Origin of the sequence: Senegalia massiliensis (assembly GCF_009911265.1) — a bacterium.
GTDB lineage: Bacteria > Bacillota > Clostridia > Tissierellales > SIT17 > Anaeromonas > Anaeromonas massiliensis_A.
The window spans coordinates 1-26383 of record NZ_QXXA01000015.1; the positions used below are offsets into that span (position 1 = coordinate 1).

At 28.1% G+C, this 26383-nt stretch carries 25 protein-coding genes; 22 read left to right on the forward strand and 3 right to left on the reverse strand.

Features of this window, described 5'->3' with window-relative positions:
- Positions 1 to 214: 214 nt before the first annotated feature.
- The 11 genes from cdaA (at position 215) to D3Z33_RS13100 (ending at position 10669) form a co-directional block, all read left to right on the forward strand.
- Positions 215 to 1060 carry a diadenylate cyclase CdaA gene (gene cdaA / locus D3Z33_RS13050; RefSeq protein WP_347561275.1) on the forward strand — a complete coding sequence of 282 codons (846 nt, stop codon included), beginning with the start codon at positions 215 to 217 and terminating at the stop codon, positions 1058 to 1060.
- Positions 1041 to 2336 carry a CdaR family protein gene (locus D3Z33_RS13055; protein WP_160198219.1) on the forward strand — a complete coding sequence of 432 codons (1296 nt, stop codon included), beginning with the start codon at positions 1041 to 1043 and terminating at the stop codon, positions 2334 to 2336. Before cdaA ends, D3Z33_RS13055 begins: the two co-directional genes overlap by 20 nt.
- Before the next feature lie 12 nt (positions 2337 to 2348).
- A complete protein-coding gene (locus D3Z33_RS13060) occupies positions 2349 to 4067 on the forward strand; it encodes a sigma-54 interaction domain-containing protein (protein WP_160198220.1) in 1719 nt (572 codons plus the stop codon).
- A gap of 221 nt (positions 4068 to 4288) precedes the next feature.
- Entirely contained in the window at positions 4289 to 5377 is a 1089-nt protein-coding gene (buk, locus tag D3Z33_RS13065; RefSeq protein ID WP_160198221.1) for a butyrate kinase, read from the forward strand.
- Positions 5370 to 6287 (forward strand): phosphate butyryltransferase, encoded by a 918-nt coding sequence (ptb, locus tag D3Z33_RS13070; RefSeq protein WP_160198222.1) that lies wholly within the window; start codon positions 5370 to 5372, stop codon positions 6285 to 6287. Before buk (D3Z33_RS13065) ends, ptb begins: the two co-directional genes overlap by 8 nt.
- Positions 6288 to 7367, forward strand: coding sequence for a butyrate kinase (gene buk, locus D3Z33_RS13075; protein WP_160198223.1), 1080 nt, complete (start codon positions 6288 to 6290; stop codon positions 7365 to 7367).
- An 18-nt stretch (positions 7368 to 7385) separates the two neighbouring features.
- Complete coding sequence (locus tag D3Z33_RS13080; protein ID WP_160198224.1) at positions 7386 to 8060, forward strand: ATP-binding protein; 675 nt, start codon at positions 7386 to 7388, stop codon at positions 8058 to 8060.
- Positions 8061 to 8078: 18 nt separating this feature from the next.
- The gene (locus D3Z33_RS13085) at positions 8079 to 8309 is read left to right on the forward strand and encodes a 4Fe-4S dicluster domain-containing protein (protein ID WP_160198225.1); all 231 of its coding nucleotides are present in this window, start codon (positions 8079 to 8081) and stop codon (positions 8307 to 8309) included.
- Positions 8310 to 8323: 14 nt separating this feature from the next.
- Complete coding sequence (locus tag D3Z33_RS13090) at positions 8324 to 9385, forward strand: 3-methyl-2-oxobutanoate dehydrogenase subunit VorB (protein WP_160198226.1); 1062 nt, start codon at positions 8324 to 8326, stop codon at positions 9383 to 9385.
- Complete coding sequence (locus D3Z33_RS13095; RefSeq protein WP_160198227.1) at positions 9385 to 10131, forward strand: thiamine pyrophosphate-dependent enzyme; 747 nt, start codon at positions 9385 to 9387, stop codon at positions 10129 to 10131. The genes D3Z33_RS13090 and D3Z33_RS13095 overlap by 1 nt, the downstream gene beginning before the upstream one ends.
- A 1-nt stretch (position 10132) precedes the next feature.
- Positions 10133 to 10669: a 2-oxoacid:acceptor oxidoreductase family protein gene (locus tag D3Z33_RS13100; protein WP_160198228.1), complete on the forward strand. Its 537-nt coding sequence runs from the start codon at positions 10133 to 10135 to the stop codon at positions 10667 to 10669.
- Positions 10670 to 10764: 95 nt separating this feature from the next.
- Here D3Z33_RS13100 and D3Z33_RS13105 read toward each other — a convergent pair whose 3' ends face one another.
- The 3 genes from D3Z33_RS13105 to D3Z33_RS13115 are packed head-to-tail and all read right to left on the reverse strand — an operon-like array spanning position 10765 to position 15591.
- Positions 10765 to 12915, reverse strand: a complete 2151-nt coding sequence (locus D3Z33_RS13105) for a hypothetical protein (RefSeq protein ID WP_160198229.1) — start codon at positions 12913 to 12915, stop codon at positions 10765 to 10767.
- Positions 12902 to 15001, reverse strand: coding sequence for an efflux RND transporter permease subunit (locus D3Z33_RS13110; RefSeq protein ID WP_160198230.1), 2100 nt, complete (start codon positions 14999 to 15001; stop codon positions 12902 to 12904). The genes D3Z33_RS13105 and D3Z33_RS13110 overlap by 14 nt, the downstream gene beginning before the upstream one ends.
- A gap of 11 nt (positions 15002 to 15012) precedes the next feature.
- Positions 15013 to 15591: a TetR/AcrR family transcriptional regulator gene (locus D3Z33_RS13115; RefSeq protein ID WP_160198305.1), complete on the reverse strand. Its 579-nt coding sequence runs from the start codon at positions 15589 to 15591 to the stop codon at positions 15013 to 15015.
- Positions 15592 to 15904: 313 nt separating this feature from the next.
- Between D3Z33_RS13115 and D3Z33_RS13120 the strand changes: the two genes are divergently transcribed.
- From D3Z33_RS13120 to D3Z33_RS13165, 11 genes are all read left to right on the forward strand, one after another.
- Positions 15905 to 16801: a YitT family protein gene (locus D3Z33_RS13120; RefSeq protein WP_347561277.1), complete on the forward strand. Its 897-nt coding sequence runs from the start codon at positions 15905 to 15907 to the stop codon at positions 16799 to 16801.
- Between the two features lie 152 nt (positions 16802 to 16953).
- Positions 16954 to 18300: a phosphoglucosamine mutase gene (gene glmM / locus D3Z33_RS13125; RefSeq protein WP_160198231.1), complete on the forward strand. Its 1347-nt coding sequence runs from the start codon at positions 16954 to 16956 to the stop codon at positions 18298 to 18300.
- 260 nt (positions 18301 to 18560) lie between these two features.
- The gene (gene glmS, locus D3Z33_RS13130) at positions 18561 to 20387 is read left to right on the forward strand and encodes a glutamine--fructose-6-phosphate transaminase (isomerizing) (protein ID WP_160198232.1); all 1827 of its coding nucleotides are present in this window, start codon (positions 18561 to 18563) and stop codon (positions 20385 to 20387) included.
- A gap of 1154 nt (positions 20388 to 21541) precedes the next feature.
- Positions 21542 to 22024, forward strand: coding sequence for a DEAD/DEAH box helicase family protein (locus D3Z33_RS13135; RefSeq protein ID WP_160198233.1), 483 nt, complete (start codon positions 21542 to 21544; stop codon positions 22022 to 22024).
- Positions 22025 to 22050: 26 nt separating this feature from the next.
- The gene (locus D3Z33_RS13140) at positions 22051 to 22560 is read left to right on the forward strand and encodes a hypothetical protein (protein WP_160198234.1); all 510 of its coding nucleotides are present in this window, start codon (positions 22051 to 22053) and stop codon (positions 22558 to 22560) included.
- Between the two features lie 123 nt (positions 22561 to 22683).
- Complete coding sequence (locus D3Z33_RS13145; RefSeq protein ID WP_160198235.1) at positions 22684 to 23913, forward strand: S41 family peptidase; 1230 nt, start codon at positions 22684 to 22686, stop codon at positions 23911 to 23913.
- A gap of 612 nt (positions 23914 to 24525) precedes the next feature.
- Positions 24526 to 25212 carry a transposase gene (locus D3Z33_RS13150; protein ID WP_160198236.1) on the forward strand — a complete coding sequence of 229 codons (687 nt, stop codon included), beginning with the start codon at positions 24526 to 24528 and terminating at the stop codon, positions 25210 to 25212.
- Between the two features lie 12 nt (positions 25213 to 25224).
- Positions 25225 to 25392 (forward strand): hypothetical protein, encoded by a 168-nt coding sequence (locus tag D3Z33_RS13155; RefSeq protein ID WP_160198237.1) that lies wholly within the window; start codon positions 25225 to 25227, stop codon positions 25390 to 25392.
- A 34-nt stretch (positions 25393 to 25426) separates the two neighbouring features.
- Complete coding sequence (locus D3Z33_RS17180; RefSeq protein ID WP_431768839.1) at positions 25427 to 25528, forward strand: hypothetical protein; 102 nt, start codon at positions 25427 to 25429, stop codon at positions 25526 to 25528.
- A 13-nt stretch (positions 25529 to 25541) separates the two neighbouring features.
- Complete coding sequence (locus D3Z33_RS13160) at positions 25542 to 25835, forward strand: hypothetical protein (RefSeq protein WP_160198238.1); 294 nt, start codon at positions 25542 to 25544, stop codon at positions 25833 to 25835.
- A 53-nt stretch (positions 25836 to 25888) separates the two neighbouring features.
- Positions 25889 to 26356, forward strand: coding sequence for a GNAT family N-acetyltransferase (locus tag D3Z33_RS13165; protein ID WP_160198239.1), 468 nt, complete (start codon positions 25889 to 25891; stop codon positions 26354 to 26356).
- Positions 26357 to 26383: the final 27 nt, after the last annotated feature.

The window sequence follows — 26383 nt, forward strand, 5'->3', positions numbered from 1 at the left end:
ACAATAGAAAGATTAAAAAATTCGCATAAACAAACTATGGATTTAATGGAGAAGATAGAGATAGTAGAATAATTTAATTAGAGATATCTTTAGATATCTCTAATTTTTTAATCATAAATGTAAGATGAATAACATATAGTTATATTTAGTGGTTTCAAATTTTTACAATATGTAATATAATTTTATTATAGACAAAAACAAAAATAGTATAGAGGTGTTAAGTTTGGAGTATTTTAAAGGGCTTATATTAAATATAGGATTAAGAGATATTATAGATATGATAATAGTAGCAATTGCATTTTATAAGATATATACTTTAGTTAGAGAAACTAGAGCAGAACAACTTATAAAAGGTATAGTTGTATTGTTAGTAGCTACAAAAATGAGTGAATGGTTGAGACTATTTACTACAAATTGGATATTAGAAAGAACTATGACTGTGGGAGTAATTGCACTTTTAATAGTTTTTCAGCCTGAACTTAGAAGAGCACTTGAGTATATTGGTAGGAGTAGATTTTTCACCAAATCTTTTATTGAAATAAAAGAGGAAGACATTTCTCATGTAATTGAAGAAATTGTTGAAGCTTCAGCTTCACTTTCAAGACAAAAAATAGGTGCTTTAATAGTTTTTGAAAGAGAAACTAGACTTTCTGAAATTGTTGAAACAGGAAATATTATAAATGGCTCTGTCTCAAGCGGACTTCTTATAAACATATTTATTCCAAATACTCCTCTGCATGATGGCGCAGTAATAATAAAAGATAATACAATAAGAGCTGCTGGTTGCGTATTGCCTTTAAGTGAAAATATGAGTATAAGCAAAGAATTGGGTACAAGACATAGAGCAGCCCTTGGGGTTTCAGAAAGGTCAGATGCATTAGCTATAGTAGTTTCAGAAGAAACGGGGGCCATTTCTATAGCAGATAGAGGGAAATTATCCAGATATGTGGATATACAGACACTTAGACAAATACTTCAAAATATGTATAAACATCATGTTAAAAAGAAACAAGGTTTAATTGACAGATGGAGGAATATATATGAAAAAGATAGATCTTAAAAATAAAAATTTTACAATGAAAATAATTGCTGCTTTTTTTGCCTTCATAATGTGGACTTATGTAATGAGTGAAGTTAATCCTAGAATAGTAAAACAAATACCAAATGTAAAAGTAGAAATATTAAATGAAGAAAGTCTGGAAAGAAATAATTTAACCCTTATGGACATAAGTGATGATACTATTACAGTAGAAGTAAGAGGGCGAAGAAATGATGTAATCAATATAAAACCAAGTGATATTACAGCTAAGATTGATTTAAAAGGTTATAGAGCAGGAATAAATAAAGTTCCTATAAAGATATCTGATTTATATAATGCTGAAATAGTAGATTCTTCACCTGAATTACTTACAGTAAATATTGATAAGTTGATTGAGAAGCAAATGCCTATATCTGTCGAATTAATAGGAGAGCCTATAGATGGTTATGCTGCAGGTGAAATAGATGTGAATCCATCAGAAGTATTAGTAAAAGGACCTAGAAGTATAGTAAATAATGTTGATAAAGTAAGAGCAAATGTAAATATAGATGGTATACAAAATGATATAAAAACAACTGTGCCTATGAAACTTTTAAATGGTGATGGCGAGGAAATATCTAGATTAGAAAAAGATCCTAACACGGTAAATGTTGAAGTATCTATATTAAAATTAAAAGAAGTAAATGTAGAACCAGTAATAAAAGGTAATCCTCTAGTAAATCATGAAATAACTAATATAGAAATAGAACCAAAAAAAGTAACAATAAAGGGAAGAGAGGATGTTTTAGAAGGTGTTGAAACAATAAAAACTAAACCTATAGATATTAGTTATGAGTCTGATGATTTAGATAAACAAGTGGAATTAGATCTTCCAGAAGGAATACATTTAGTAGGAGATAAAGAATTAAAAATAAATGTAAAGATATCTAAAAATGAAAAAAATAAATTGGAATTTGAAAAAAGTGATATAAAAGCTAAAAATATGGATGAAGGGTTAAAGTTTAAATTAGCAGAATCTGAAGATGATAAAGGTATAAGTATTTCAATCACTGCACTTGAAGATATAATGAAAGACTTAGGCAAAAATGATTTTGAGTTATTTATAGATCTTAAAGATATATCTGAGGGAGAACATACTGTAGATATAGAAGTTAAAACACCAGAAGGAGTTATATTAGAAAGTATAGATCCTAAAAGTCTTAAAATAGTAGTTGAAGTAAAAGATGAATCTGAAGTTGAAGGTGAAGGTGAAGGTTCAGAAGATAATAATACCCAAGATGAAAATACTGAACAATAAGGATTTGATAGTTTGAGAAAAGAACTTGAAGTTATATTAAATTCAACTCATGATGCTATGATTGCAGTAAATAAATATGGGGTGATTACTCTTTTTAATAAAGCTGCAGAAAAGTTGACTGGTATAAATAAGGAGTATGCTTTAAATAGAGAAGTAAAAAAGGTAATTTTAAATACAAGACTTAATCATATATTAGAAACAGGAGATTTTGAATTAAATCGAAAACAAGATTTAGGAAATATAAAAATAATTACTAATAGAATGCCAGTTATAAATGAAAAAGGTGAAATCATTGGAGCAGTAGCTGTATTTAGAGATATAACTGATATAAAAGAACTTGCAAGTCAAGTAACTAATTTAAAAGAAGTACAATCGATGTTAGAAGCTATTTTTTATTCAACTCAAGATGCAATATCTGTAGTAGATCAAAATGGGATTAATCTAATGATTAATCCCGCTTATACTAAACTTACTGGATTAAGTGAAAAAGATATCATAGGTAAGATTGCTACTGCAGATATAGCAGAAGGAGAGAGTATACATTTAAAAGTACTAGAAACAAAGAAAAAAATTAAAAATGCTAAAATGAAAGTAGGACCAATGGGTAAAGAAGTAATTGCTACTGCAGCTCCTATAATTGTTGATAATGAATTAAGAGGAAGTGTAGGAGTATTACATGATTTATCTGATATTGTGAAAGCTACAAATGAATTAAAACTTGCAAAAAAAATAATTAGAAGCTTAGAAGCAAAATACACTTTTGAAGATATTGTAGGAGAAAATAAACTTCTAAAAAACGCAATAGAAAAAGCAAGAAAAGCTGCTAAAGTACCTGCTACAGTATTATTAAGAGGCGAAAGTGGAACTGGAAAAGAATTGTTTGCACATGCAATTCATAATGAAAGTGATAGAAAATTTAATCAATTTATAAAGGTGAATTGTGCTGCTATAAGTGAGTCACTTCTTGAATCAGAACTTTTTGGATATGAAGAAGGGGCGTTTACTGGAGCTAAAAAGGGAGGCAAGAAAGGATTATTTGAACAAGCCTCTGGAGGAACTATTTTCTTAGATGAAATAGGAGAAGTAAGTCCAAATATTCAAGTAAAATTACTTAGAGTATTACAAGAAAAAGAAATAATAAGAGTAGGAGCTACAAAACCTATAGATATAAATGTTAGAATAATAGGTGCTACTAATATGGATTTAGAAAAAGCAGTGAAAGAATCCAGATTTCGAGAAGATTTATATTATAGATTAAATGTATTACCTATTCATATTCCAGCATTGAGGTATAGAAAAGAGGATTTACAAGATTTAGTATATAATTCTATAAGAAAATTAAATCAAGAATATGGAAGAGCAATAGTAGAAATTTCTAATTTAGCATTAGATATACTTTCATTACATGATTGGCCAGGAAATGTTAGAGAGTTAGAAAATGTAATAGGTAGATCAATAATAAATATGAAAGTAAATGAAAATAAAATAGAAAGAAGACACTTACCTAAAATAACTGAGAAGTATATTGAAAAAAAACAGTTTCTTAATAATGATGAATTCACATCGCAGAAAACACCAGAATCGTTAAAAACTATATTAGAGAATAAAGAAAAAGAGTATTTAACTTATATATTAAATAAATTCAAGGGCAATAAGACTAAAGCTGCAAAAGTTTTAGATATTTCCATAAGAAGTCTATACTATAAATTGGAAAAATACAAGATTATTTAATTGCAATATTTTGCACAAAAACTAGTTTATGCAAAATATTGCATGCAATAAAATTCATAAACAGATTAATTGCTTTTTATTTAATTATGAGGTTTATTATAAAGTAAGTATTATTGAGGGATATGAGGAAAATGTTTTCAGGAGATGGTTTAATCCTAACAATGTTATTTTGGCATATAAATTGCATTATATATTAAAAGAAAACTAATGGGAGTGAAATAATGAAAGAATATATCTTGGCTATTAATCCTGGTTCAACTTCAACTAAAATTGGCATATTTAAAGGAAATGAAAAGGTTTTAGAGAAAAAAATAAATCATGACTTAAAAGATTTAGAAATTTTTAATAATGTTACAGATCAATATGAATATAGACTTAATATGATAGAATCAGTATTAGAAAAAGAAGGCTTTGCTCTCGATACATTTAAAGTAGTAGTAGGGCGTGGTGGTCTTTTAAGGCCAATACCAGCAGGGATATATAAAATTAGTGATGAAATGATTAAAGATTTAAAAAATGCTGTTAGAGGTGAGCATGCATCTAATTTAGGTGCAGTAATAGCAAAGGGATTAGCAGAAAAAATAAATGTAGATTCATTTATAGTTGATCCTGTTGCAGTTGATGAATTTAGAGATATAGCTAGAATCTCTGGAATTCCAGAAATAGAAAGAAAGTCTTTATTACATGCATTAAATATAAGGGCTATATCATATAAATTTTCAGATGAAATTAATAAAGATTTTGAAGAGTTAAATTTAATAGCAGTTCATCTTGGAGGCGGAATTTCTATAGCTGCAATAGAAAAAGGAAGAATAATAGATGTCAATAATGCTAATGAAATGGGACCTTTTTCTCCAGAAAGAGCAGGAGAATTGCCAGTAGGAGATTTAGCAAAACTTTGTTTTTCGGGGGACTATATAGAAATAGAAATGAAGAAAAAAATAAAAGGAAAAGCAGGATTAGTAGCTTATTTAAATACTAATAATGCAATAGAAGTAGAAGAAAAAATTAAATCTGGTGATGTATATGCTAAATTAATTTATGATTCTATGGCATATCAAATAGCAAAAGAAATTGGTAAGATGAGTACAGTATTAAAAGGAAATGTTGATTATATAATTATTACTGGAGGAATGGCTTATTCTGACATGCTTGTTCAATACATTAAGGATATGGTTAACTTTATAGCTCCTATAAAAATATATCCTGGTGAAGATGAATTAGAAGCTTTAAATGATGGAGCTCTTAGAGTATTGAATTCAAGAGAAAAAATAAAAATATATGAAGAAGAGGTGTATTCAAATGATTAAAGATTTTAAAGATATTTTAGATTTGGCAAGAAAAAAAGGACCAAGGACATTATCAGTAGCAGTTGCACAAGATAAAGAGGTTTTACAATCTGTAAAAAAGGCAAAATATGAGCAAATAGCAAATTCAATTTTAGTAGGTGATAAAGAAGAAATTGAAAATATAGCAAAAGATATAAATATGGATTTAAATGAGTTTGAAATTGTGGATATAAAAGATAAAAAAGAAGCTTCACTTAAAGCTGTAGAACTTGTAAGTAAGGGAAAAGCTGACTTAGTTATGAAAGGGATTGTTGATACTTCAATAATACTTAAAGCAGTGCTAGATAAAGAAGTAGGACTTAAAACTGGAAACTTGTTAAGTCATGTTGTAGCTTTTGATATACCTACTTATGAAAAGATATTATTAGTGTCAGATGCAGCAATGAATATAGATCCAGATTTAGATGCAAAGAAAAAAATATTAGAAAATGCTAATTTTGTAGCTTATTCTCTAGATATTGAAGAACCTAAAATTGCTGTAATTTGTGCTAAAGAAAAAGTAAATCCTAAAATGCCAGATACAGTAGATGCAGCTGAACTTACAAAAATGAATGAAAATGGGGAAATAACTGGATGTATAGTAAAAGGACCATTTGCATTAGACAATGCTATATCAAAACAAGCAGCAATTCATAAAGGGATAGAACATCCTGTAGCTGGAAATGCTGATATTTTACTTATGCCTGATATTGAAGCAGGAAATATCTTATATAAATCCTTAGTATTTTTGGCAAATGCAAATATTGCTGGTGTTATAGTTGGAGCAAAAGCTCCTGTAGTACTAACATCTAGAGCAGATGATGATGAGGCAAAATTTAATTCAATAGCATTAGGTGTTTTAATGGCATCAAAGAATAAGGAGGCAGAATAAATGACAAATACTTATAGATTATTAGTTATCAATCCGGGTTCTACATCTACCAAGATTGCAATTTTTGATAATGAAAAATTAGTTTTAGAAGAGACTTTAAGACATTCCACTGAAGAACTTTCACCATATGAAAGTATGTATGATCAGTTTGAATTTAGAAAAAATATTATACTAAAAACTTTAAATGATAAAGAAATAAATATTACTAAATTATCTGCAGTTGTAGGTAGAGGAGGATTATTAAAGCCAATTTCAGGTGGAACATATAATGTAGATGAAAAGATGATAGAAGACTTAAAAGTGGGAGTGTTAGGTGAACATGCTTCTAATTTAGGTGGTATAATAGCTGGAGAAATAGCTACTGGATTAAATATTCCTTCATATATAGTAGACCCTGTTGTTGTTGATGAAATGAAAGATATAGCTAGAATATCTGGAATGCATGAACTTGAAAGAAAAAGTATTTTTCATGCATTAAATCAGAAAGCAGTTGCAAGACGTGCATCAGATGAATTAAAAAAAACATATGAAGAATTAAACTTCATAGTTGCTCATTTAGGTGGCGGAATTTCAGTTGGAGCCCATGAAAAAGGAAAAGTTATAGATGTAAATAATGCATTAGATGGAGAAGGTCCATTTTCACCAGAAAGATCAGGAGGTCTTCCATCAGGTGATTTAGCTAAAATGTGTTATTCTGGAAACTATACTTTAGATGATATAAAGAAGAAAATAAAAGGAAACGGTGGACTTGTAGCTTATTTAGGAACAAATGATGCGAGAGAAGTAAGTGAAAGAATAGATAAAGGAGACAAGAAAGCAGAATTAGTTTATAAAGCTATGGCATATCAAGTATCAAAAGAAATAGGAGCTTGTGCGGCTGTATTAAAAGGACAAGTTGATGGGATTATACTTACAGGCGGTATAGCATATGATGATACTTTTATTTCTTGGATAAAAGACAGTGTAGAATTTATAAGTAAAGTATTTGTTTATCCAGGAGAAGATGAGATGATAGCACTTGCTCAAGGTGGACTTAGAGTATTAAGAGGCGAAGAAAAAGCAAAAGAATATACTGATTAATCAACGAAGGATGATTATATGTTAAATGATAATAGAATAAGAATAATTACAGGACATTATGGAAGTGGGAAAACTGAATTTGCTGTTAATTATGCTATACAATTAGCTAAAGCTAACAAAAAGACAGCTATAGCAGATTTAGATATTGTAAATCCCTATTTTAGAAGTAGAGAAAAAGAAGAATTTTTAAATAATCTAGGTATAAGGGTTATTGGAAGTTCAATTAAAGGGCTTGCATCTGATGTTCCTGCTGTTTCAGGGGAAATACTCACTCCATTACAAGATAATACATTTAATGCAGTGTTAGATGTAGGAGGTGACCCAGCAGGTGCTCGTGCTCTAGGTAGATATTACGAATATTTTACAGAAGGAAATTATGATATGTTTTTTGTAATAAATGCAAATAGACCAGAAACTAGGGAAGTTGAGAAGACTATTCAATATCTTAAAAATATAGAAATTCAATCTAGGGCTAAGGTAACAGGAATAATAAATAATACACATTTATTAAAATCAACAACAGTTGAAGATGTTATGAGAGGTCAAAAACTATGTAAAGAGGTATCAAAGAATTTAAATATTCCTATTATATATATCTCATGTATAGAAAGTGTTGCAAAAGATTTACCTAATGATTTAGAGGGTGAAATTTTTCCAATAAAGATGTATATGAGAGAAGAATGGATGAGCTAATATTAAGGAGGGTTTTAAATGGCAAAGGCAAAAGGTAAAGTTACTTTTAGAGAGGATAGATGTAAAGGTTGTGAATTATGTACAACTGTTTGTCCTGTAAACATTGTTGTTATGAATAAAGAAAAAATAAATATTAAAGGGTACCATCCAGCTACTGTATCTGATATGGATAAATGCATAGGATGTGCAAATTGTGCAACTATTTGTCCAGATACTGTAATTGAAGTTGAAAGAGTAATTGAAAAATAATAGGAGGGGAAAAAATGACTAAAGTATTAATGAAAGGTAATGAAGCAATAGGAGCAGCTGCTATAAAGGCAGGTTGTAATTATTTCTTTGGTTATCCAATAACACCACAAAATGAATTACCTGAATATATGGCTAGAGAATTACCTGGAGTAGGGGGAGTATTTTTACAAGCAGAATCTGAGGTTGCTGCAATAAATATGGTTTATGGTGCTGCTGGAGCAGGTGCACGTGTTATGACATCTTCTTCAAGTCCAGGAATAGCTTTAAAACAAGAAGGAATTTCTTATATTGCTGGAGCAGAATTACCTTGTGTAATTGTAAATATAGTTAGAGGTGGTCCAGGATTAGGTGGTATCCAACCTGCACAATCAGATTATTATCAATCTACACGTGGTGGAGGAAATGGAGATTATAGACATTTAGTATATGCTCCTGCTACAATTCAAGAAACAGTTGATTTAGTAATGGAGGCTTTTGATGTAGCTGAACAATACAGAAACCCTGTAATGGTAATAGGTGATGGTATGATAGGACAGATGATGGAACCAGTTGAATTTAAAGAACCTAAAAAAAGACCAATTGCACCTAAAACATGGGCAACTGATGGAACAAAAGGAAAAAGAAAGCCTAATATAATAAATTCTTTATTTATAGATCCTCAAGAATTAGAAGATCATGTATTAAGACTTGAAAAGAAATATGATGAAATAAAGAAAAATGAAACTAGATATGAAAATTACAATGTATCTGATGCTGATGTAGTTGTTGTAGCATATGGGACTACTTCTAGAATAGTAAAGAATGCAATTGCTAAGTGTGAAGAAGAAGGTATGAAAGTAGGTCTTATTAGACCAATTACATTATGGCCTTTCCCAGACAATGCATTTGAAGAAATAACTGATAAAACTAAAGGGGTACTTACAGTAGAGATGAGTACAGGACAAATGATAGATGATGTTAAAATAGCAGTAAATGGCAAAAAGCCAGTTCACTTCTATGGAAGAACTGGAGGAATGGTCCCAACACCAGATGCTATAGTGGAAGAAATTAAAAAAATTGCAAGGGGTGAAAAGTAATGGCAAAGGTATTTGAAAGAACTAATGGATTAGTAGATATACCAACTCATTACTGTCCAGGTTGTACGCATGGTATAATTCATAGATTAGTTGGAGAAGTATTAGAAGAGTTAGATGTATTAGGTGAAACTATAGGTGTAGCTCCTGTAGGTTGCTCTGTATTTGCATATAATTATTTCAATTGTGATATGCATGAAGCAGCTCATGGTAGAGCACCAGCTGTAGCTACAGGAATTAAAAGAGTACATCCAGATAAAGTAGTATTCACTTATCAAGGTGATGGGGACCTTGCATCAATTGGAGCTGCAGAGATTATTCATGCAGCAGCAAGAGGAGAAAAAATAACTACAATATTTGTAAATAATGCTATATATGGAATGACAGGTGGACAAATGGCTCCAACTACACTTGTAGGACAAAAAGCTACTACATCACCTTTTGGTAGAGATGTATCACATGCAGGTATGCCTATAAAAGTATCAGAGATGCTTGCAACTTTAGATGGAGCTAAGTTTGTTGAGAGAGTTTCTGTTCATAATGCTAAAGAAGTTAGAAAGGCAAAAAAAGCTATAAAGAAAGCATTTGAACTTCAATTAAGTGGAGAAGGATTTGGAATTGTTGAAGTATTATCAACTTGTCCTACAAACTGGGGTGTAACTCCTGTAGAGGCATTAAGTTGGTTAGAAGAAAATATGATACCGTATTATCCATTAGGAAATATATTTTCACCTAAGGAGGCGAAATAATATGCAAGAAAGAGTTATAATGGCAGGTTTTGGTGGTCAAGGAGTAATGAGTATAGGACAATTATTAACTTATGCAGGTATGATAGAAAATAAAAATGTTTCTTGGCTTCCATCTTACGGTCCAGAGATGCGTGGAGGTACTGCAAATTGTAATGTAATGGTTTCTGATACTAATATAGGTTCACCTATAGTTACTGAAGCTACTGCAGCAATAGTAATGAATAGACCATCTTTAGATAAATTTGAAAAAGATATAGTTAAAGATGGTAACTTATTAATAAATAGTTCTCTTATAGACAGAGAAGTTGAAAGAGACGACTTAAAAGCATATTATATTCCTGCAAATGAAATAGCAAATGAATTAGGTAACTCAAGAGTAGCAAATATGGTTATGCTTGGTGCATATTTAGAACTTACAAATGCAGTGAAAATAGAATCAATACTTGAAGCATTTAAGAAAGTATTTGGTGAATCAAAATCTCATTTAATACCAATAAACAAAGAAGCACTTGAAAAAGGTGCAGAAATAATAAAATAAATAAACATATAATTTTGATATATATATATAAGTAAAAATAATATTTATAAAATAACACCAGTCAATTAATTGACTGGTGTTATTTTAGTATCTATTTAATTTCTAAAAAGATTTTTTATCCATTCTTTAAATCCTTGTGATTTATTTTCGTTTTCTGTATTAATGGTTTTATTATCTGATGTATCTTTTTGTTTTAATTCAGGGGTTTTTAATATAAATTTAAGTTCACCTTCCATATTATTAGAGATACCTGAAAAACTAGTATTTTCTTTTGATAATTTAATAAGTTTATCTTTGTTATCTAGTGTTTTTTCAATATCTAAAGTTAAAGGTTTTATTTTAGAGCTTATTTTATCTATTCCTTCTTCATTGAATTCATTCATACTATCCTTAAATTTATTACTGTTTTTAACTAATTCTTCACTTCCAGAAATTAATTTTCCGCTGTTTTCAATTAGTAAACTTCCACCATTAGATAGCTTTTCGCTACCATTAACTAACTCTTGTGTACCACCTTTTAAACTACCTAATGCTGTAGACAATGTTTTTGTTGAAGTAGCTAAATCATTACTTCCTTTTTCAAACTTGTAGAATCCTTCTACTAATAACTGACTATTATCATGTATTGATTCAGCACCATCATTTAATTGTTTACTTGCTTCAAAAAGTTTATCAGAATATGTTCCTAATGATTTAGTTCCTTCTTCTAATTGAGATATACCTCTACTAACATTACCCTGATTTTCATTAATAGAATTTAAACCAGTAGATAACTCACTAGAAACACTTTTTGATTTGTTTAAGCCTTTATTTAACTGATTAAGTCCTGTTAAAATATCATTACCGCCGTTTTCTAATTGTTCTAGTGCTGATTGTTGGGTATTCATTATTGTTGTAAGAGCCTCAATGGTAGCCTCCTGTCCTGGAGCTCCTTCTAAAGATTTAATAATCTCATTTAATTTATTTATAGTTAATTTTAGTTGCTGAATTCCTTCATTTTCTGCTTTTTTAGCAGATATTAATTCATTGGAAGCCTTTGTACTTTGTTCTAAACCAGAAGTAAGTTGAGTTTGAATATCATGTATTTTTCCTGTGTTTTCTATTATTAAGTTCATTCCTGAATTTAGTTTGTTGGTATTTTCGGGTATATCTTTAAGTCCTTTTGATATTTCTTGAGCTGAACTAGAAAATTCCACAGCTTTTTTACCAAATTCAGATGTACCTTTCCCTAAAGCTTCAATACCTTTACCCAACTCATTAGTACTATCTGATAGTTTATTAGCTCCTTTACTAATTTTTTCACTTCCATCTTTTGATGAGCTCATTCCATTTTCTAGTTTATCCAATCCATTTTTTAATGTATTACTGCCAGAACCTAAATCCATTACACCATTCATAAAGGTATTTAATCCATCATTTAAATCATTTTGACCCTGATATAGTTTTTCACTAGCACTTGTTAATTGATTACTAGAATTTTTAATTTTATCAATACCTTCTAACAAACTATTGATATTATCTTTTTCATCTATTTTTTCAATTTCTGGCAATTGTGTAAGAATTGTTGAGTAAATAGAATTCATTTCAAAGTCTTTAACTTCAGCATTTATTATCAATTTGTTAGGAAGATCAATTATATTATTATCTAAAGCTAAACTCTCTTTTAATCCAGGTATAGTTACAAAAGATATTATATTATTATTACCCTCTGATAAAACCTTACCAGTATTAGTTTTTATATTAGTAAATTTATCAGTGGGAAGAGTAATTACAGATGTAACTATATATGGAACATATAAATTATTTACTTTGTGATTATTAGAAACTTTTATTTCTATTTTTAAATCTCCGGATTTTCCTAAGATATTTTCAGGATTAAGTTTTTTATTATCTAAAAAATAATTGATATCAAAACTTATAGGTAATGATTTATCTGTTTTGCCTTGATAAAATATTTCTTTATCGTCTATATTCCATATAAGTTTATCGTCTTTTTTTTCAGGTTTGTCATTTCCTTTAATATTTTTAATATTGTTTAGATTAGATTTATCTTCTATATCTTTTAAGACTTTATCCGAATGTAACCATATACTTGAAGTTTTTTGTGATTCTTTACCATTATGATCTAAAGTTACATAAACTGTTTCATCTTTTACAACAGGACTTGCGGCTGTTGCAAAACTTGTAAATAAAAATGATATAATTAAAATGCTAGTAAAAAATTTCAAAATTTTATTGTTTTTCATTTACATTACTCCCTTTCCTTTTAGTATTATAACTCCAATTTTTTGTTGTCTTATTAATAATTGATTCAGCAGCTAATAATAATCCTGGTAAAATAAATAATATAACTGTTGTACTTATTAATGCTCCCCTTGCAATCATAGTTGATAAGCTACTTATAAATTCCATATTTGATATAATTGCTACACCAACTGTGGAAGCAAAAAAAGTTAATCCACTGGTAATAATAGATTTTGATGATTCTCTCACTGATATTTGCATGGCTTTAAATTTATCTGCATTATTTCCTAATTCTTCTTTGAACCTAGAAGTTAATAAAATAGCATAATCAACTGTAGCACCTAACTGTATAGATCCAATAACTATACTAGCAATGAATGGTATAGAGTTATTTAAGTAGAATGGGACACTCATATTTATAAATATTGCTAGCATTATTACTAATATAAGTAAGAGTGGTATAGAAAGAGATACAAATATTAACATTATTATGATGAATACTGCCAAGTAAGAAATTAAATTAACTCTTTTAAAATCTCTATCTGCAATATCAATTAAATCTTTTGTTAAAACACCTTCTCCAGTTAACATAGCTTTTTGATCATAATTTTTAATTATTTGATCTATTTCCTTGATTTGAATATTTTCTTCATTAGTCGCTGCTTTATATTTAGAGTTTATGATTAATTGTTTATAACCATCTTTTTGAAAATTAGATTTAGCTTCTTTCGGAATAAAATTTTCCGGTATACCTGGTCCAATAAAATTTTGATATGTTAGTACATTTTCTATTCCTTGTACATTTTTTATTTCCTCAATCATTTTATATACTTTATAGTCAGGAACCTCATCGGATACTATTGCCATATGGGTTGTAGTCATATTAAAATTATTTTTAAGTTTTTCTAAAGCAACTATTGAATCTAAATCATCTGGCAGTGATTCATCTAAATTGTAGTACACATCATTATTTAATTGACCGTATAGAGCAGGCAAAAATAAAATTAAACCTATTATAATAAAAAATTTATATTTCCTAGTAACTAGACTTGATAGTTTATCAAATTCTGGCAATAAGGTTTTATGATTGAATCTATTTATAGGTTTATCAAATACAAGTATTAGAGATGGAAGTATAGTTAATACAGATAAAACCCCTAAAACTACACCTTTAGCCATTACTATACCAATATCCTTTCCAATAGTTAATTCCATAAAAGCTATTGATAAAAATCCTGCAATAGTAGTTAAGGAACTTCCTACTACAGAAGAAGCAGTTTTAGCTATTGAATTTGCCATAGCGATTTCTTTATTATCAGTCTTTTTTGATTCTTCTTGAAATCTATGAAGAAGAAAAATTGAATAATCCAATGTTACCCCCAGTTGTAATACAGCAGCTAATGATTTAGTAATGTATGATATTTCACCTAAAAATATATTACTCCCAAAATTGTATACTATGGCATAACCAATACTAAGTAAAATAATAAATGGTATAACAGTTGATTCTAAAGTTAAAATTAATATTAATATAGCTAGTATTACAGCTAAGCCAACATATATTGGTGTTTGAGAATCAGCTAAATCTATTGTATCTTTTATAACAGCAGACATACCACTTAAAAAACTTTTATCATCTATAATACCCCTTATATCTTCTATAGCATTTTGAGTTATATCAGATGATGATTTATCTTGAAAATTAATCATAAGTAATGTTGAATCTTCACTATAGAATATATTTTTAATATCACTTGGGAGCATGTCTTTAGGAACACTAATATCTAATAAATCATCTATCCAAGTTACTGAATCCACTCCTTTTACCTTTTCTATTTCGCCTTTTACATTTATTACATCTTTATTTTCCATATTTTCTATTACTAACATTCCCATGGATGCACTTTTAAAAGTATTATTTAATATATTTTGTCCCTTTACAGAATCTAGATCTTCTGGTAAATAAGTTAATATATCATAATTTATTTCTGTTTTAACAACTCCATAAAAAGAAGGTAGTAATAATAATGTAGCTAATAGTAATATTATCTTACGATGTTTAGCTACAAAATTACTAAAAACGGTCATTTAATCATCTCCTAAATTATTTTTTTAATAGTATCAAATAAAATTGGTTTCATTTTATCAATATTATCTGGTTCATTTAAAATTATTGAGCTATAGCAAACTGAACCTACAAGTTCAATAATAATAAATAATGTTTTTTCTACATCCTGTTGATTTATAGCTGAGTCTTTATATAAAGTCATAAAAAAGTCATATATTTCATGAATTCCCTCATATTCATTAGAGGCTTTTTTTAGAATACCCCAGGATAAATTTTTATAAATTAATTTCAACATAAATTTATTATTATTGAAATATTCAATAATATAGTCAATAAAAAACAAAACAGATTCTTCGTAATTAGTAAAATTTTTAGATTTAGTAGCATTCATAGATTCAATTAATAAATTACTACTTTTATTAAGTATAATTTTGTTTAAAATATCATATTTGTCTTTAAAGTAAAGATAAAAAGTTCCTTTTGCTACACCAGCTTTATGAACTATATTGCTAATAGATGTTTCGTTAATACCTTTAGTACTGAAAAGTTCAAAAGCCGATGAAATAAGAGAACTTTCTTTTTTTATTTTATTTTTTTGCACTTTAGATATTTTTAGCACCTCCTATTATTGACCATTGGTCATATTATAAAATAAAAATGACCATTAGTCAACAATACTATATAATTTTAATTTTTAAAGTACGAAAGAAAATATTTATATATTGCATATTGGTATTAATAACTCCATATAAAAATACTTTAATGAATAATAATATTTAATAAATATCCGTATTTAAAATAATCAGAACTATTAATATATCTTAATATTTTAAATGAATAATTAGGTTGAATTATAGGTATCAACTCTATATAATGAAGTTGAAAAACAGGTTAAAACCTGGAATAAAAAAGGAGATGTAAATGTGGAACTTGCTAACAAGGCAAAATTTAAATCACGTTCAAAAAGTGATTCAAATGATTTGCCTCATTCGTTGAGATTAGTGTCAGTAATTTTAGGAGGATTATTATGTGCTGTGGCAATTAATGGTTTTTTCATACCAAATAATTTGCTTAGTGGAGGAGCTAGTGGAATTGCTTTAATGATACATTATTTAACTGAGCTTCCTACAGGTCTATTAGTATTTTTGCTTAATGTACCAATTTTTATGGTAGGCTTTAAAGTAGTAGATAGAGATTTTTTACTTTATAGCTTTATATCAATGTTCTCCATGTCATTGTTACTAAACTTAACAGAAGATATTGGATTTTATATTGAAGTAAATGATTTACTACTAGAAACTATACTTGGTGGATTATTAAATGGAATAGGTATGGGTATAATGTTCAGAAACAAAGCTTCTCAAGGTGGAATGGATATTATAGCAGCTATATTGAAGAAGAAACTAAATATAGATATAGGCTCAGCACTAATGGGAGTAAATTTACTGATAATAGGATTGTCATCATTCCTATTTGGTTTAAAACTAGCAATGTACACATTAATAGGATTATATATAGGATATAAGATATTAGATAAAGTACAAGAAGGATTAGATACTAACCAAACTGTAATGCTCATATCATCTAAACCAGAAACAGTAGCAAAAAAAATATTCAATGAACTTGGAAGAGGAGCTACTTTTTTAAACGGTGAAGGAGCATATACACATGACGATAAAAAAGTAATTTATTGTACAGTAACTTCAACTCAAATAGGTAAATTAAAAGAAATAGTTACAAATATAGATAAAGATGCTTTCATCAATATATCGCAAAGCAAAGAAGTAAAAGGTAAAGGATTTAGAAATGTAGAATTTTAAAAAAGTAGACTTTTGTCTACTTTTTTTATTGCATAAAACTTATAATTTAATATAATTCGACAAATATCGTCATAGGACTGATAAATTAGAGCTTGAGTATACTTTATTACTATGATATTATAATAAAGTATCTAAATTCAGGAGGTTTTAAAATGGGAAAATTATTTGGGACTGATGGAGTAAGAGGAGTAGCAAATAAAGATTTGACTGTAGAACTTGCTTACAAACTTGGTAGAATAGGTGGATATTTACTTACAAAAGGTAAAGAAAAAGCAAAAATAGTAGTAGGAATGGATACTAGAATTTCTGGAGATATGCTAGAGGCAGCTCTTATATCAGGGATTTGTTCTGTAGGTGTAGATGTATTATCTTTAGGAGTATTACCAACACCTGCTATAGCGTATTTAACAAGAGAATATAATGCAGATGCAGGGGTTATGATATCAGCTTCACATAATCCAGTAGAATATAATGGCATTAAGTTTTTTAATTCAGAAGGATATAAATTAACTGATGAGATAGAAGATGAAATAGAAAGTTATATATTAAACAATGAAGATATATTAGCATCTCCTGTAGGAGAAAATGTAGGGAGAAAGACTATTGTTATGGATGCGCTAAATGACTATAGTAATTTCCTAAAAACAACTATAGATATAGATTTAAAAGGTCTTAAAATAGCTGTAGATTGTGGTAATGGAGCTGCTTATATGATAGCACCATTATTACTAGAAGAATTAGGAGCAGAAGTACATGTAATACATAATGATCCTAATGGAGTGAATATAAATGTATCTTGTGGTTCTACTAAACCAGAAGAAGTACAAAAGCTTGTAAAAGAAACAGGGGCAGATATTGGACTTTCTTTTGATGGTGATGCAGATAGATTAATAGCTGTTGATGAAAAGGGACAAATTGTAGATGGAGATCATATAATGGCTATATGTGGATCCTATTTAAAAGAAAAAGATTTGTTAACTGGAAATACAGTTGTAGGTACTGTTATGAGTAATTTAGGATTAGATATTTGTTTTGATAATAAAGATATTAATCTTGTAAAAACAAAAGTTGGAGATAGATATGTATTAGAAGAAATGTCTAAAAACAATTACAAATTAGGTGGAGAACAATCAGGTCATATAATATTCTTAGATCATAATACTACTGGTGATGGACTTTTAACTGGGATTAAACTATCATCAATAGTAAAAGAAAAAGGTAAGACATTATCAGAACTTGCAAGTATAATGACTTCACTTCCACAAGTACTAGTAAATGCTAAAGTAGAGAATTCTAAGAAAAATAGTTATTTAGAAGATGAAATAATAAAAGTTGAAATACAGAATCTTGAAAAAAGATTTGATGGTGAAGGAAGAGTTTTAATAAGACCTTCAGGAACAGAACCGTTAGTTAGAGTTATGATAGAAGGTAAAGATACATCAGAAATAGAAACTATAGCTAAAAAACTAGCTGATTTAATAGAAGAGAGATTAAATTAAGAGAGCTTTGCTCTCTTATCATTTCTTTGAAAGGGGTGATGCAAAAGGAAAAATAGTAGAAAATGAATAAAAATAAAGCGCCAGGGCAATAAGGGAACGGATACTTTATTGCAGACGAGGACGAGGTTTATCGAATTTATCGGCGGGTACCTCGGGGTAAGCTACTACCCTTAAAGATAAGTAAAACAAATAAGTAATTATTTGCACAACACTTATCAGGTAGAAAAATAAATATCATATTTGAAAGTGAGTGAGACAAAATGTGTGGAATAGTAGGATATATCGGAAATAGAGAAGCATCAGATATATTAGTAGAAGGATTATCTAAACTAGAATATAGAGGATATGATTCTGCAGGTGTAGCAATATTAAACAATAATAACTTAGGACTTAGAAAGTATAAAGGAAGACTTCAAATATTAAAAGATAATTTAGAAAAGCAACCAGTAAAAGGTAATACAGGTATAGGTCATACTAGATGGGCTACTCATGGAGAACCTTCAGATAAGAATAGTCATCCTCATGCAAATACTTCTGGAAATATAGCTGTAGTTCATAATGGTATAATTGAAAATTATATGGAAATAAAAGAAAAATTAAAAGTAAATGGATATAACTGTGTTTCAGAAACTGATACAGAAGTAATTGCACATTTGATTGATATGTACTATGAAAATGATTTAGTTGAAGCAGTTCAAAAAGCAGTAAAAGAATTGGAAGGTGCATATGCTTTAGGAGTAATAAATAAAGAAAATCCAGATAAATTGATTGCTGTAAGAAAAGACAGTCCACTTATAATAGGTATAGGAGAAGATGAAAATTTTATAGCATCAGATATACCAGCAGTATTAAAATATACTAGAAATATATTTATAATGGAAGATGGAGAAATGGCAATAGTAAGAAAAAATGATATAACTCTTATGACTACTTTTGGTAGGCCAGTTGAAAAAGAAGTTTATACAGTGAATTGGGATGTAGAAGCTGCAGAAAAAGGTGGATATGACCATTTTATGCTAAAAGAAATATTTGAGCAACCAAAAGCAGTAAAAGATACATTATCTCCAAGATTAAACAAACAAAATGATATTAGATTAGATGATATAACATTAACAAAAGAAGATTTAGATAATATCAATAGAGTATATATAGTAGCTTGTGGAACAGCATATCATGCTGGATTATTAGGTAAGAATTTAATTCAGAAATATGTAAATGTACCTGTAATAGCAGAAGTAGGGTCAGAATTTAGATATAATGATCCATTTATAGATAATAAGACACTTATGATAATAGTAAGTCAATCAGGAGAAACAGCTGATACTTTAGCAGCACTTAGAATGGCTAAAGAAAAAGGAGCTAGAACACTTGCTGTAACTAATGTAGTTGGAAGTACTATATCAAGAGAAGCAGATGATGTTTTTTATACTTGGGCTGGACCTGAGATTGCAGTGGCTTCAACAAAAGCATATACTACTCAACTAGTATCTATGGCTCTAATATCACTTGATATGGCTAATAAAAAAGGTACTATATCAAATAGTATGTATCATGACTTAATAGATGAATTGAGAGATACACCAGCTAAAATAGATAAAATATTAGATACATCAGATGAAATAAAAAAACTAGCAGAAGAAATATACAACAAAGATCATATATTCTATATAGGTAGAGGAATAGACCATGATGTAGCACGTGAAGGGTCACTGAAGTTAAAAGAAATATCATATATTCATTCTGAAGCAATGCCAGCAGGAGAATTAAAGCATGGAACAATAGCTTTAATAGAAGATGGTACTCCAGTAATAGCATTAGCAACACAAGATAAACTTTATGATAAAACAGTAAGTAATATAAAAGAAGTAAGTGCAAGAGGTGCAAAGGTAATAGCTCTTTCAATGTTGAAAAATAAAGAAATTGATCAATCGGCAGATAGAGTGATTTATATACCTAATATTATTGATGATTTAGCACCAATAGTAAGTGTTGTTCCATTACAAATACTTGCATATCATGTGGCAACACTTAAAGGAGCAGATGTTGACAAACCAAGAAATTTGGCAAAGTCAGTTACTGTAGAATAAAATCATTTCCAGGGAAATATGTTGTTGTAAAACGCAAATAAAGTCGGTAAGAAGAAAATAAAGTTGTACAGAGAAGAAAAAAGTTGGTAAGAAAAGTGGAAGGAAAAGTAAGAGTTCTTCTGCTTTTCTTTTTTTATGTCGAATAAAATATTAGAATAAATTATAGATAAAAACATCATTTTTAAAAGAATATAGAGAAAAAATAAATGGGTAAAAAGATTATTGAGGAAAAGATTGAGAAAAAAGATTGGATAAAAGATTGAGAAAAGATAAGAAGAAATGGCTTTATTTAGATAGTTTCAAAGGATTGATAAAAAGAATCGAAAAAGAAGATAGAGGCAAAGAGAAAAAAGATTGATCGAAAAACTTGAAAATAATATTATTTTTAAGTAATGATTTTTGGTTTTAAACTTAACCCTTATTCCTTAATCCTTATTCACAGCTTCCCAATATATGGATTATTTCTTACCAACATTATTTACTTAAAATGAATGAGAATTGTAAAATACAGGAAATAAAAAAATGATATTTCGGAACGACTTTATTTGCTTGAAAAAAATGGGAGGTTGAAAAATAGGGGTTTGTGAGGGAGGTTTCTTACCGACTTTATTTGCATATTACAGTTGTTATCGAAATGTAATAAAGTCGGTAAATAATCTTGAAAAATAAAGTTGAGGATGAAATAATTCTTGCAACTTTTGTCGCAAACCGACTGGTGAAAATAAAGTCGAAAAAATTCCTTGGGAAATAATTATAGTATAAGTTTTGAAAATATATGTAGAAGTTTAAAACCCATTGATAGAAAACTTGTTTTCTATCAATGGGTTTTATTATATTTTTTGTACTTTTTCTTTAGACAATATAGATAAAAAAATTGAACATTTATTTTTTTGGAAAAAATAGAAGGTTTATATATATATATGTAGAATTATTAAATAGTAAGCAGAATTATATATACATTACTTTATAGTGGATAATATATGGAATAGATTAAAAAATAATATTGATACTATCAGGTGAAAAATAAAATTAATAATTACTAAAATATTAAAATAAACATAGGTGAAGAATCCTTAGATATAGTGTTAAATATCTTTAATTTTGAGTTGAAGTTTTCTGCACCTTGCTAATGAAAAAAATTTAGGAGGGTAAAGATGGGCTTTATAATAAAAAAGAAAGAAAATTCAAATTTTAACAATCCAAAAGAGATGTATAAAGATTATAAAAACAGAACAATAAGTGGATTACTAGATTATCAAACTGAAATGATTAATATATATATGGATAAGGCATATAATAAAGAAGACATTGCCTTAGAATTACCTACTGGTAGTGGTAAAACTCTTGTAGGATTAGTAATAGGGGAGTATAGAAGAAGAAAAAATAAAGAGAAGGTTGTATATTTATGTCCAAATAATCAACTAGTACATCAGGTTGAGGTACAAGCTATTGAGAATTATGGAATTCAAGTAGATACTTTTACTGGTAAATTTAAAAATTATAGTCCAAAATCTAAATCTAGTTATAAAAGAGCTGATAAAATTGCTATTACAAACTATAGTAGTTTTTTAATAATAGTACGTTTTTTGATGATGCTCACTCTGCGGAAGATTACATTGCTTCTCATTGGAATATAGACATTTCTAGACATGATAATAATTTATTGTATAAAGTATTAATTGAAAATCTAAAAGAGATTATAGATCCTGTACATTATAATAGAATGTCCAATGATAAACCTATTGAAGACGAAAAGGCTTGGATTGATAAAGTTCCTAATATAAAAATGATTGAGAGTATAGGAACCATCGTTGATATTATGGATGAACATGTAAAAGGTACTGATTTACAATACTCTTGGATTAATATAAAAGACAAAATACATGCCTGTAATATATTCATAAGTTGGAACAAAATTAGTATAAGACCTTTTATATCTCCAACTTTAACTCATGAACCTTTTAACAATGCAGTGCAACGAATATATATGTCAGCAACATTAGGAGTGAGTGGGGAATTAGAAAGAGTGATGGGAGTAGAACATATTGAAAGATTGCCAATAGTAAATGAATGGGATGAAAAAGGATTAGGTAGAAGATTCTTTATTTTTCCGCAGGTTTCTTTAGATACAAGTATTTATGAAGATGTTATATATTTTTTACAATTAAATTAATGATTAAATTGTTAGATATAGATGGTATCTTAAGATAAATATTTTCCAGTAGGATCAGAATGGAGAATTTGAAATAACGTATTAGTACTATCTAAGTAGATATTATATGTGAGGAGAGGGTTTATGAAAAGGTATATATTTATCATAATAGTTATTTTATTATTAGTAAGTTGTAAAAATATAAGTGAAGAAGCTATGTCTCATCAAGAAGTTGAGGAAGATATTGAATATTTTCTAAAGACCTTAGATACACATCCTCTTGTATCTGAAAAACCCGAATTAGCTAGAGAACTTAATGAATTTGTATATTCAGAGATTAAGGATTCAATTACAGAGAAAAATTTATATTTTATAGTTTCTAAAGCACTGTCACAAATCAATGATGCTCATACTATGATTGATATTTATAGCCAAGATTTTAGAGCGGTGGATTTTAGAGTTAAGTGGTTAGAAGATGGGTTGTTTATTATTTCGGATGGCCAAATGTTTAGCAAAGGAGACAAAATATTGAAAGTTGGTAATAAATCAATAAATGAAGTATTAAACGATTTTAGTAAAGTTTTATCTGTTGAAAATGAAAATAGATTAAAGTTTTTAATTGAACAGTTGCTACCAACTAAGATGTATTTAGAATATTTAAATGTTATTAATGAAGATGGAACTGTAACATTTAAAATAATGAACATTGAAGGTGAAGAGAGTAATATAAAGTTGAGATTTAATACAAGATATAATTTACTAGATAAACATTATAAAGATATTTTTGATAATCCTTACTATTATGATATAGATAGTGAAAATAAAGTAGGAGTCTATTATTTAAACCAGTGTTTATATAATGATGAATTTAAGAAATCAGTAGGCGAGTTTTTTAATGAAGTTAACAAACTAGATATTAGAAAAATAGCAATAGATGTAAGACGTAATCCAGGCGGAGATTCTAGAGCTATATTAGAAATAGTTAAATATTTAGAATATGATCAGGTTGTTAATCTTAATCAATCCATAAAATCTATAAATAAATCCGGTATAAGTTATGATGGTGATATTTATATTTTAGTTTCTAAAGAAACATTTAGTTCAGGAAATGGTTTAGCTGGTGTATTTAAATATAATAATTTAGGAATTTTAGTGGGAGGAGCTACGGGTAATAGTACAAAAGCTTATGGAAATACAATATCTTTCACTTTACCCAATTCAAAAATTATGTACAATATAGCAACAAAAAAAATTTTAATACCTGTTAATGGTTCACATAGCAATACTATCAAACCTGATATAAACATTAAAGTAAATATTGATGATATTTTATCTAAAAGAGATCCAGTAATTAAATGGTTAAAGTATGAATGATTTTACATGTTTCCCTAGACTCTGGAAAGAAGAGTTGACTTTTCATTAGATATTACATATTTATTTAATAGATTTTGTATTTTATGGCTTTAAATATTCCTTATTATATAGATATGGTATTGATATAGATTATGAATAGATTTAGCTTGAATACCTAAAACTTATCTAGAACATCTTTTAAAGGTAAGAAGGAGAATTCTTAATTCAAAAAGGAGATAAAAATCTCTAAAATGGCATTAACTATATTAGTGCAATGAATATTTATGCAGCAATTTCGTTTATCGAAGTAAAAATTCATGATAATTAATCGATAGGCGAAGTTGTTTATGGTAATCTAAAAGTATACCACCATTCTAATTGAAAACTAGTCCACTTTTAAATATAATACCCCTATATATTCAAAATATTTTGGGGGTATGGAGGTTGATAAGGTTGGTGGAAAAGTCAGAGATATTGTTAAAATACTTTAGAGAAAATAAATCTTAACGACAAATAAGTAGAGAAACGGGAATATCCAGAGTAACAGTTAAAAAATATATAGATGAATTCCAAAAAAAGACTAAAGAATTAAATGTACTAGATAAAAATAAAAATCAAGATCTAATAGTGTCTTTGATAGAAGAGTTAGCTTTAAAATCTAAATATGATACAAGTAGTAGAACTAAAATTAAATTAACAAATGATGTTAAAAATGAGATTGAGAATCTAATCTTAAAAAATGAAAAGAATAAGTCGCTCGGTAGAGCTAAGCAATTAATGAAAAAAATAGATATTCATGAATATTTGATAGAAAAAAGTTATGATATTAGTTATTCTACTGTTTGTAATTACACCAAAGATACCTATGATAAAAAAGAAACTTTCATAAGACAAGAATATCAATTGGGAGAGACTGTAGAATTTGATTGGGGTGAAGTAAAACTTGAGATAGGTGGTAAATCTTTATCATTATATATGGGATTATTCACTACTGCTAATGGTTCTTTTCATTATTCAAAGCTTTACCATAATCAAAAAACAGAGAATTTTTTAGATATGCATGTGGAATTTTTTAATTTTATCGAGGGAAATCATAAAGAAGTTGTTTATGATAATATGAAACAAGCTGTTAAAAGATTTGTTGGTAAGACTGAAAAAGAAGCTACCGATCATTTAATATCTATTGCTTTGTATTATGGTTTTAAATATAGATTTTGCAATACAAGATGTGGAAATGAAAAAGGTCACGTTGAAAGAGGTGTTGAATTCATAAGAAGAAAAGCCTTTCCAATAAAAACTGATTTTAATTCTTTAGAATAAGCAAATGAACATTTGATAAAAGAAATCATGGAATTAAATTCTAAAAAGAGACATTGGCTTTCTAATAAGAGTTCTTCGGACATTTTAAGTGAAGAAAAACTTTATCTTTTACCTTTTAAGCCTAATTATGATGCAGCTCGTAGAAAGGAATTAAGAGTTAATAAATGTAGAACAGAATAAATATTCAGTTCCAGATTATTTTGTAGAAAAATTTATAAAAACTAACATATATACAGATAAAATTAAGATATACTACAAAGATAATTTAATAGCAGAATATCTTAGAGATTATGGTGTTCATGAATGGATAAACTGAAGATATCAAAAAAATGACAAAGAAAACTAAATTATCTATAGAAAACCCTGATAATTTTTTATCGGATAATAAGGAAATATTAAAGCAATATTTAAAATTTAAGCAATCAGTTGAATACAAAAATTCACCTGCATATAAAATTCAATCTTTGCTTAAAGAATTTAATAGTGTAAGTGGATACTATGATATATTTATCCCAGCGATGAAAAAACTAAGTAATTCTTATGCTGAATACTATAGACAATTAGAAATTGCTAATGAAAAATTACTTGAACAATACCCAGAAATTGAAAAATTAAATAATTAAATTTTGCTATAAAAAATGATTAAATCTGAAAAACTAGTAAGGAGTTGTTGTATATGGAATTACTGTTAAGACCCATGACTAATGATATTTTTGCTAAATACATAAATAAGTCTATAAAGAAATATGCTAATGAACATGTAAAAGCTGGTAATTGGATAAAAGAAGATTCTTTAGAAAGAGCAGAAAAAGAATTTAAAAAATTATTGCCTGAAGGTTTAAAAACAAAAAAACACTATTTATTTTCTGTAACTCATGAAAAAAATAATATAGGAGTACTATGGTTGAACATTTATATAAACAATAATATTAAGCAAGCTTTTATATATGATATTGAATTAGAAGAAGAATATCAGGGTAAAGGTTATGGTAAACAAACTATGAATTTGATAGATAAGTATTTGAAAGAAAATGATGTTGATAGTGTACAACTACATGTTTTTGCACATAATGAAAGAGCAGTGAGTTTATATAAAAAAATGGGATATAAATTTACTGATTTTATGATGATTAAATATTTATAGTTACAGACTGTATAAAAATATTTAGTT

Coding starts and splice junctions, on each gene's coding strand:
- D3Z33_RS13055 (WP_160198219.1), top strand. CDS start 1,041: ATGAAAAAGATAGATCTTAAAAATAAAAATTTTACAATGAAAATAATT.
- buk (WP_160198221.1), top strand. CDS start 4,289: ATGAAAGAATATATCTTGGCTATTAATCCTGGTTCAACTTCAACTAAA.
- ptb (WP_160198222.1), top strand. CDS start 5,370: ATGATTAAAGATTTTAAAGATATTTTAGATTTGGCAAGAAAAAAAGGA.
- buk (WP_160198223.1), top strand. CDS start 6,288: ATGACAAATACTTATAGATTATTAGTTATCAATCCGGGTTCTACATCT.
- D3Z33_RS13080 (WP_160198224.1), top strand. CDS start 7,386: ATGTTAAATGATAATAGAATAAGAATAATTACAGGACATTATGGAAGT.
- D3Z33_RS13085 (WP_160198225.1), top strand. CDS start 8,079: ATGGCAAAGGCAAAAGGTAAAGTTACTTTTAGAGAGGATAGATGTAAA.
- D3Z33_RS13090 (WP_160198226.1), top strand. CDS start 8,324: ATGACTAAAGTATTAATGAAAGGTAATGAAGCAATAGGAGCAGCTGCT.
- D3Z33_RS13095 (WP_160198227.1), top strand. CDS start 9,385: ATGGCAAAGGTATTTGAAAGAACTAATGGATTAGTAGATATACCAACT.
- D3Z33_RS13100 (WP_160198228.1), top strand. CDS start 10,133: ATGCAAGAAAGAGTTATAATGGCAGGTTTTGGTGGTCAAGGAGTAATG.
- D3Z33_RS13105 (WP_160198229.1), bottom strand. CDS start 12,915: ATGAAAAACAATAAAATTTTGAAATTTTTTACTAGCATTTTAATTATA.
- D3Z33_RS13110 (WP_160198230.1), bottom strand. CDS start 15,001: ATGACCGTTTTTAGTAATTTTGTAGCTAAACATCGTAAGATAATATTA.
- glmM (WP_160198231.1), top strand. CDS start 16,954: ATGGGAAAATTATTTGGGACTGATGGAGTAAGAGGAGTAGCAAATAAA.
- glmS (WP_160198232.1), top strand. CDS start 18,561: ATGTGTGGAATAGTAGGATATATCGGAAATAGAGAAGCATCAGATATA.
- D3Z33_RS13135 (WP_160198233.1), top strand. CDS start 21,542: ATGGGCTTTATAATAAAAAAGAAAGAAAATTCAAATTTTAACAATCCA.
- D3Z33_RS13145 (WP_160198235.1), top strand. CDS start 22,684: ATGAAAAGGTATATATTTATCATAATAGTTATTTTATTATTAGTAAGT.
- D3Z33_RS13160 (WP_160198238.1), top strand. CDS start 25,542: ATGACAAAGAAAACTAAATTATCTATAGAAAACCCTGATAATTTTTTA.
- D3Z33_RS13165 (WP_160198239.1), top strand. CDS start 25,889: ATGGAATTACTGTTAAGACCCATGACTAATGATATTTTTGCTAAATAC.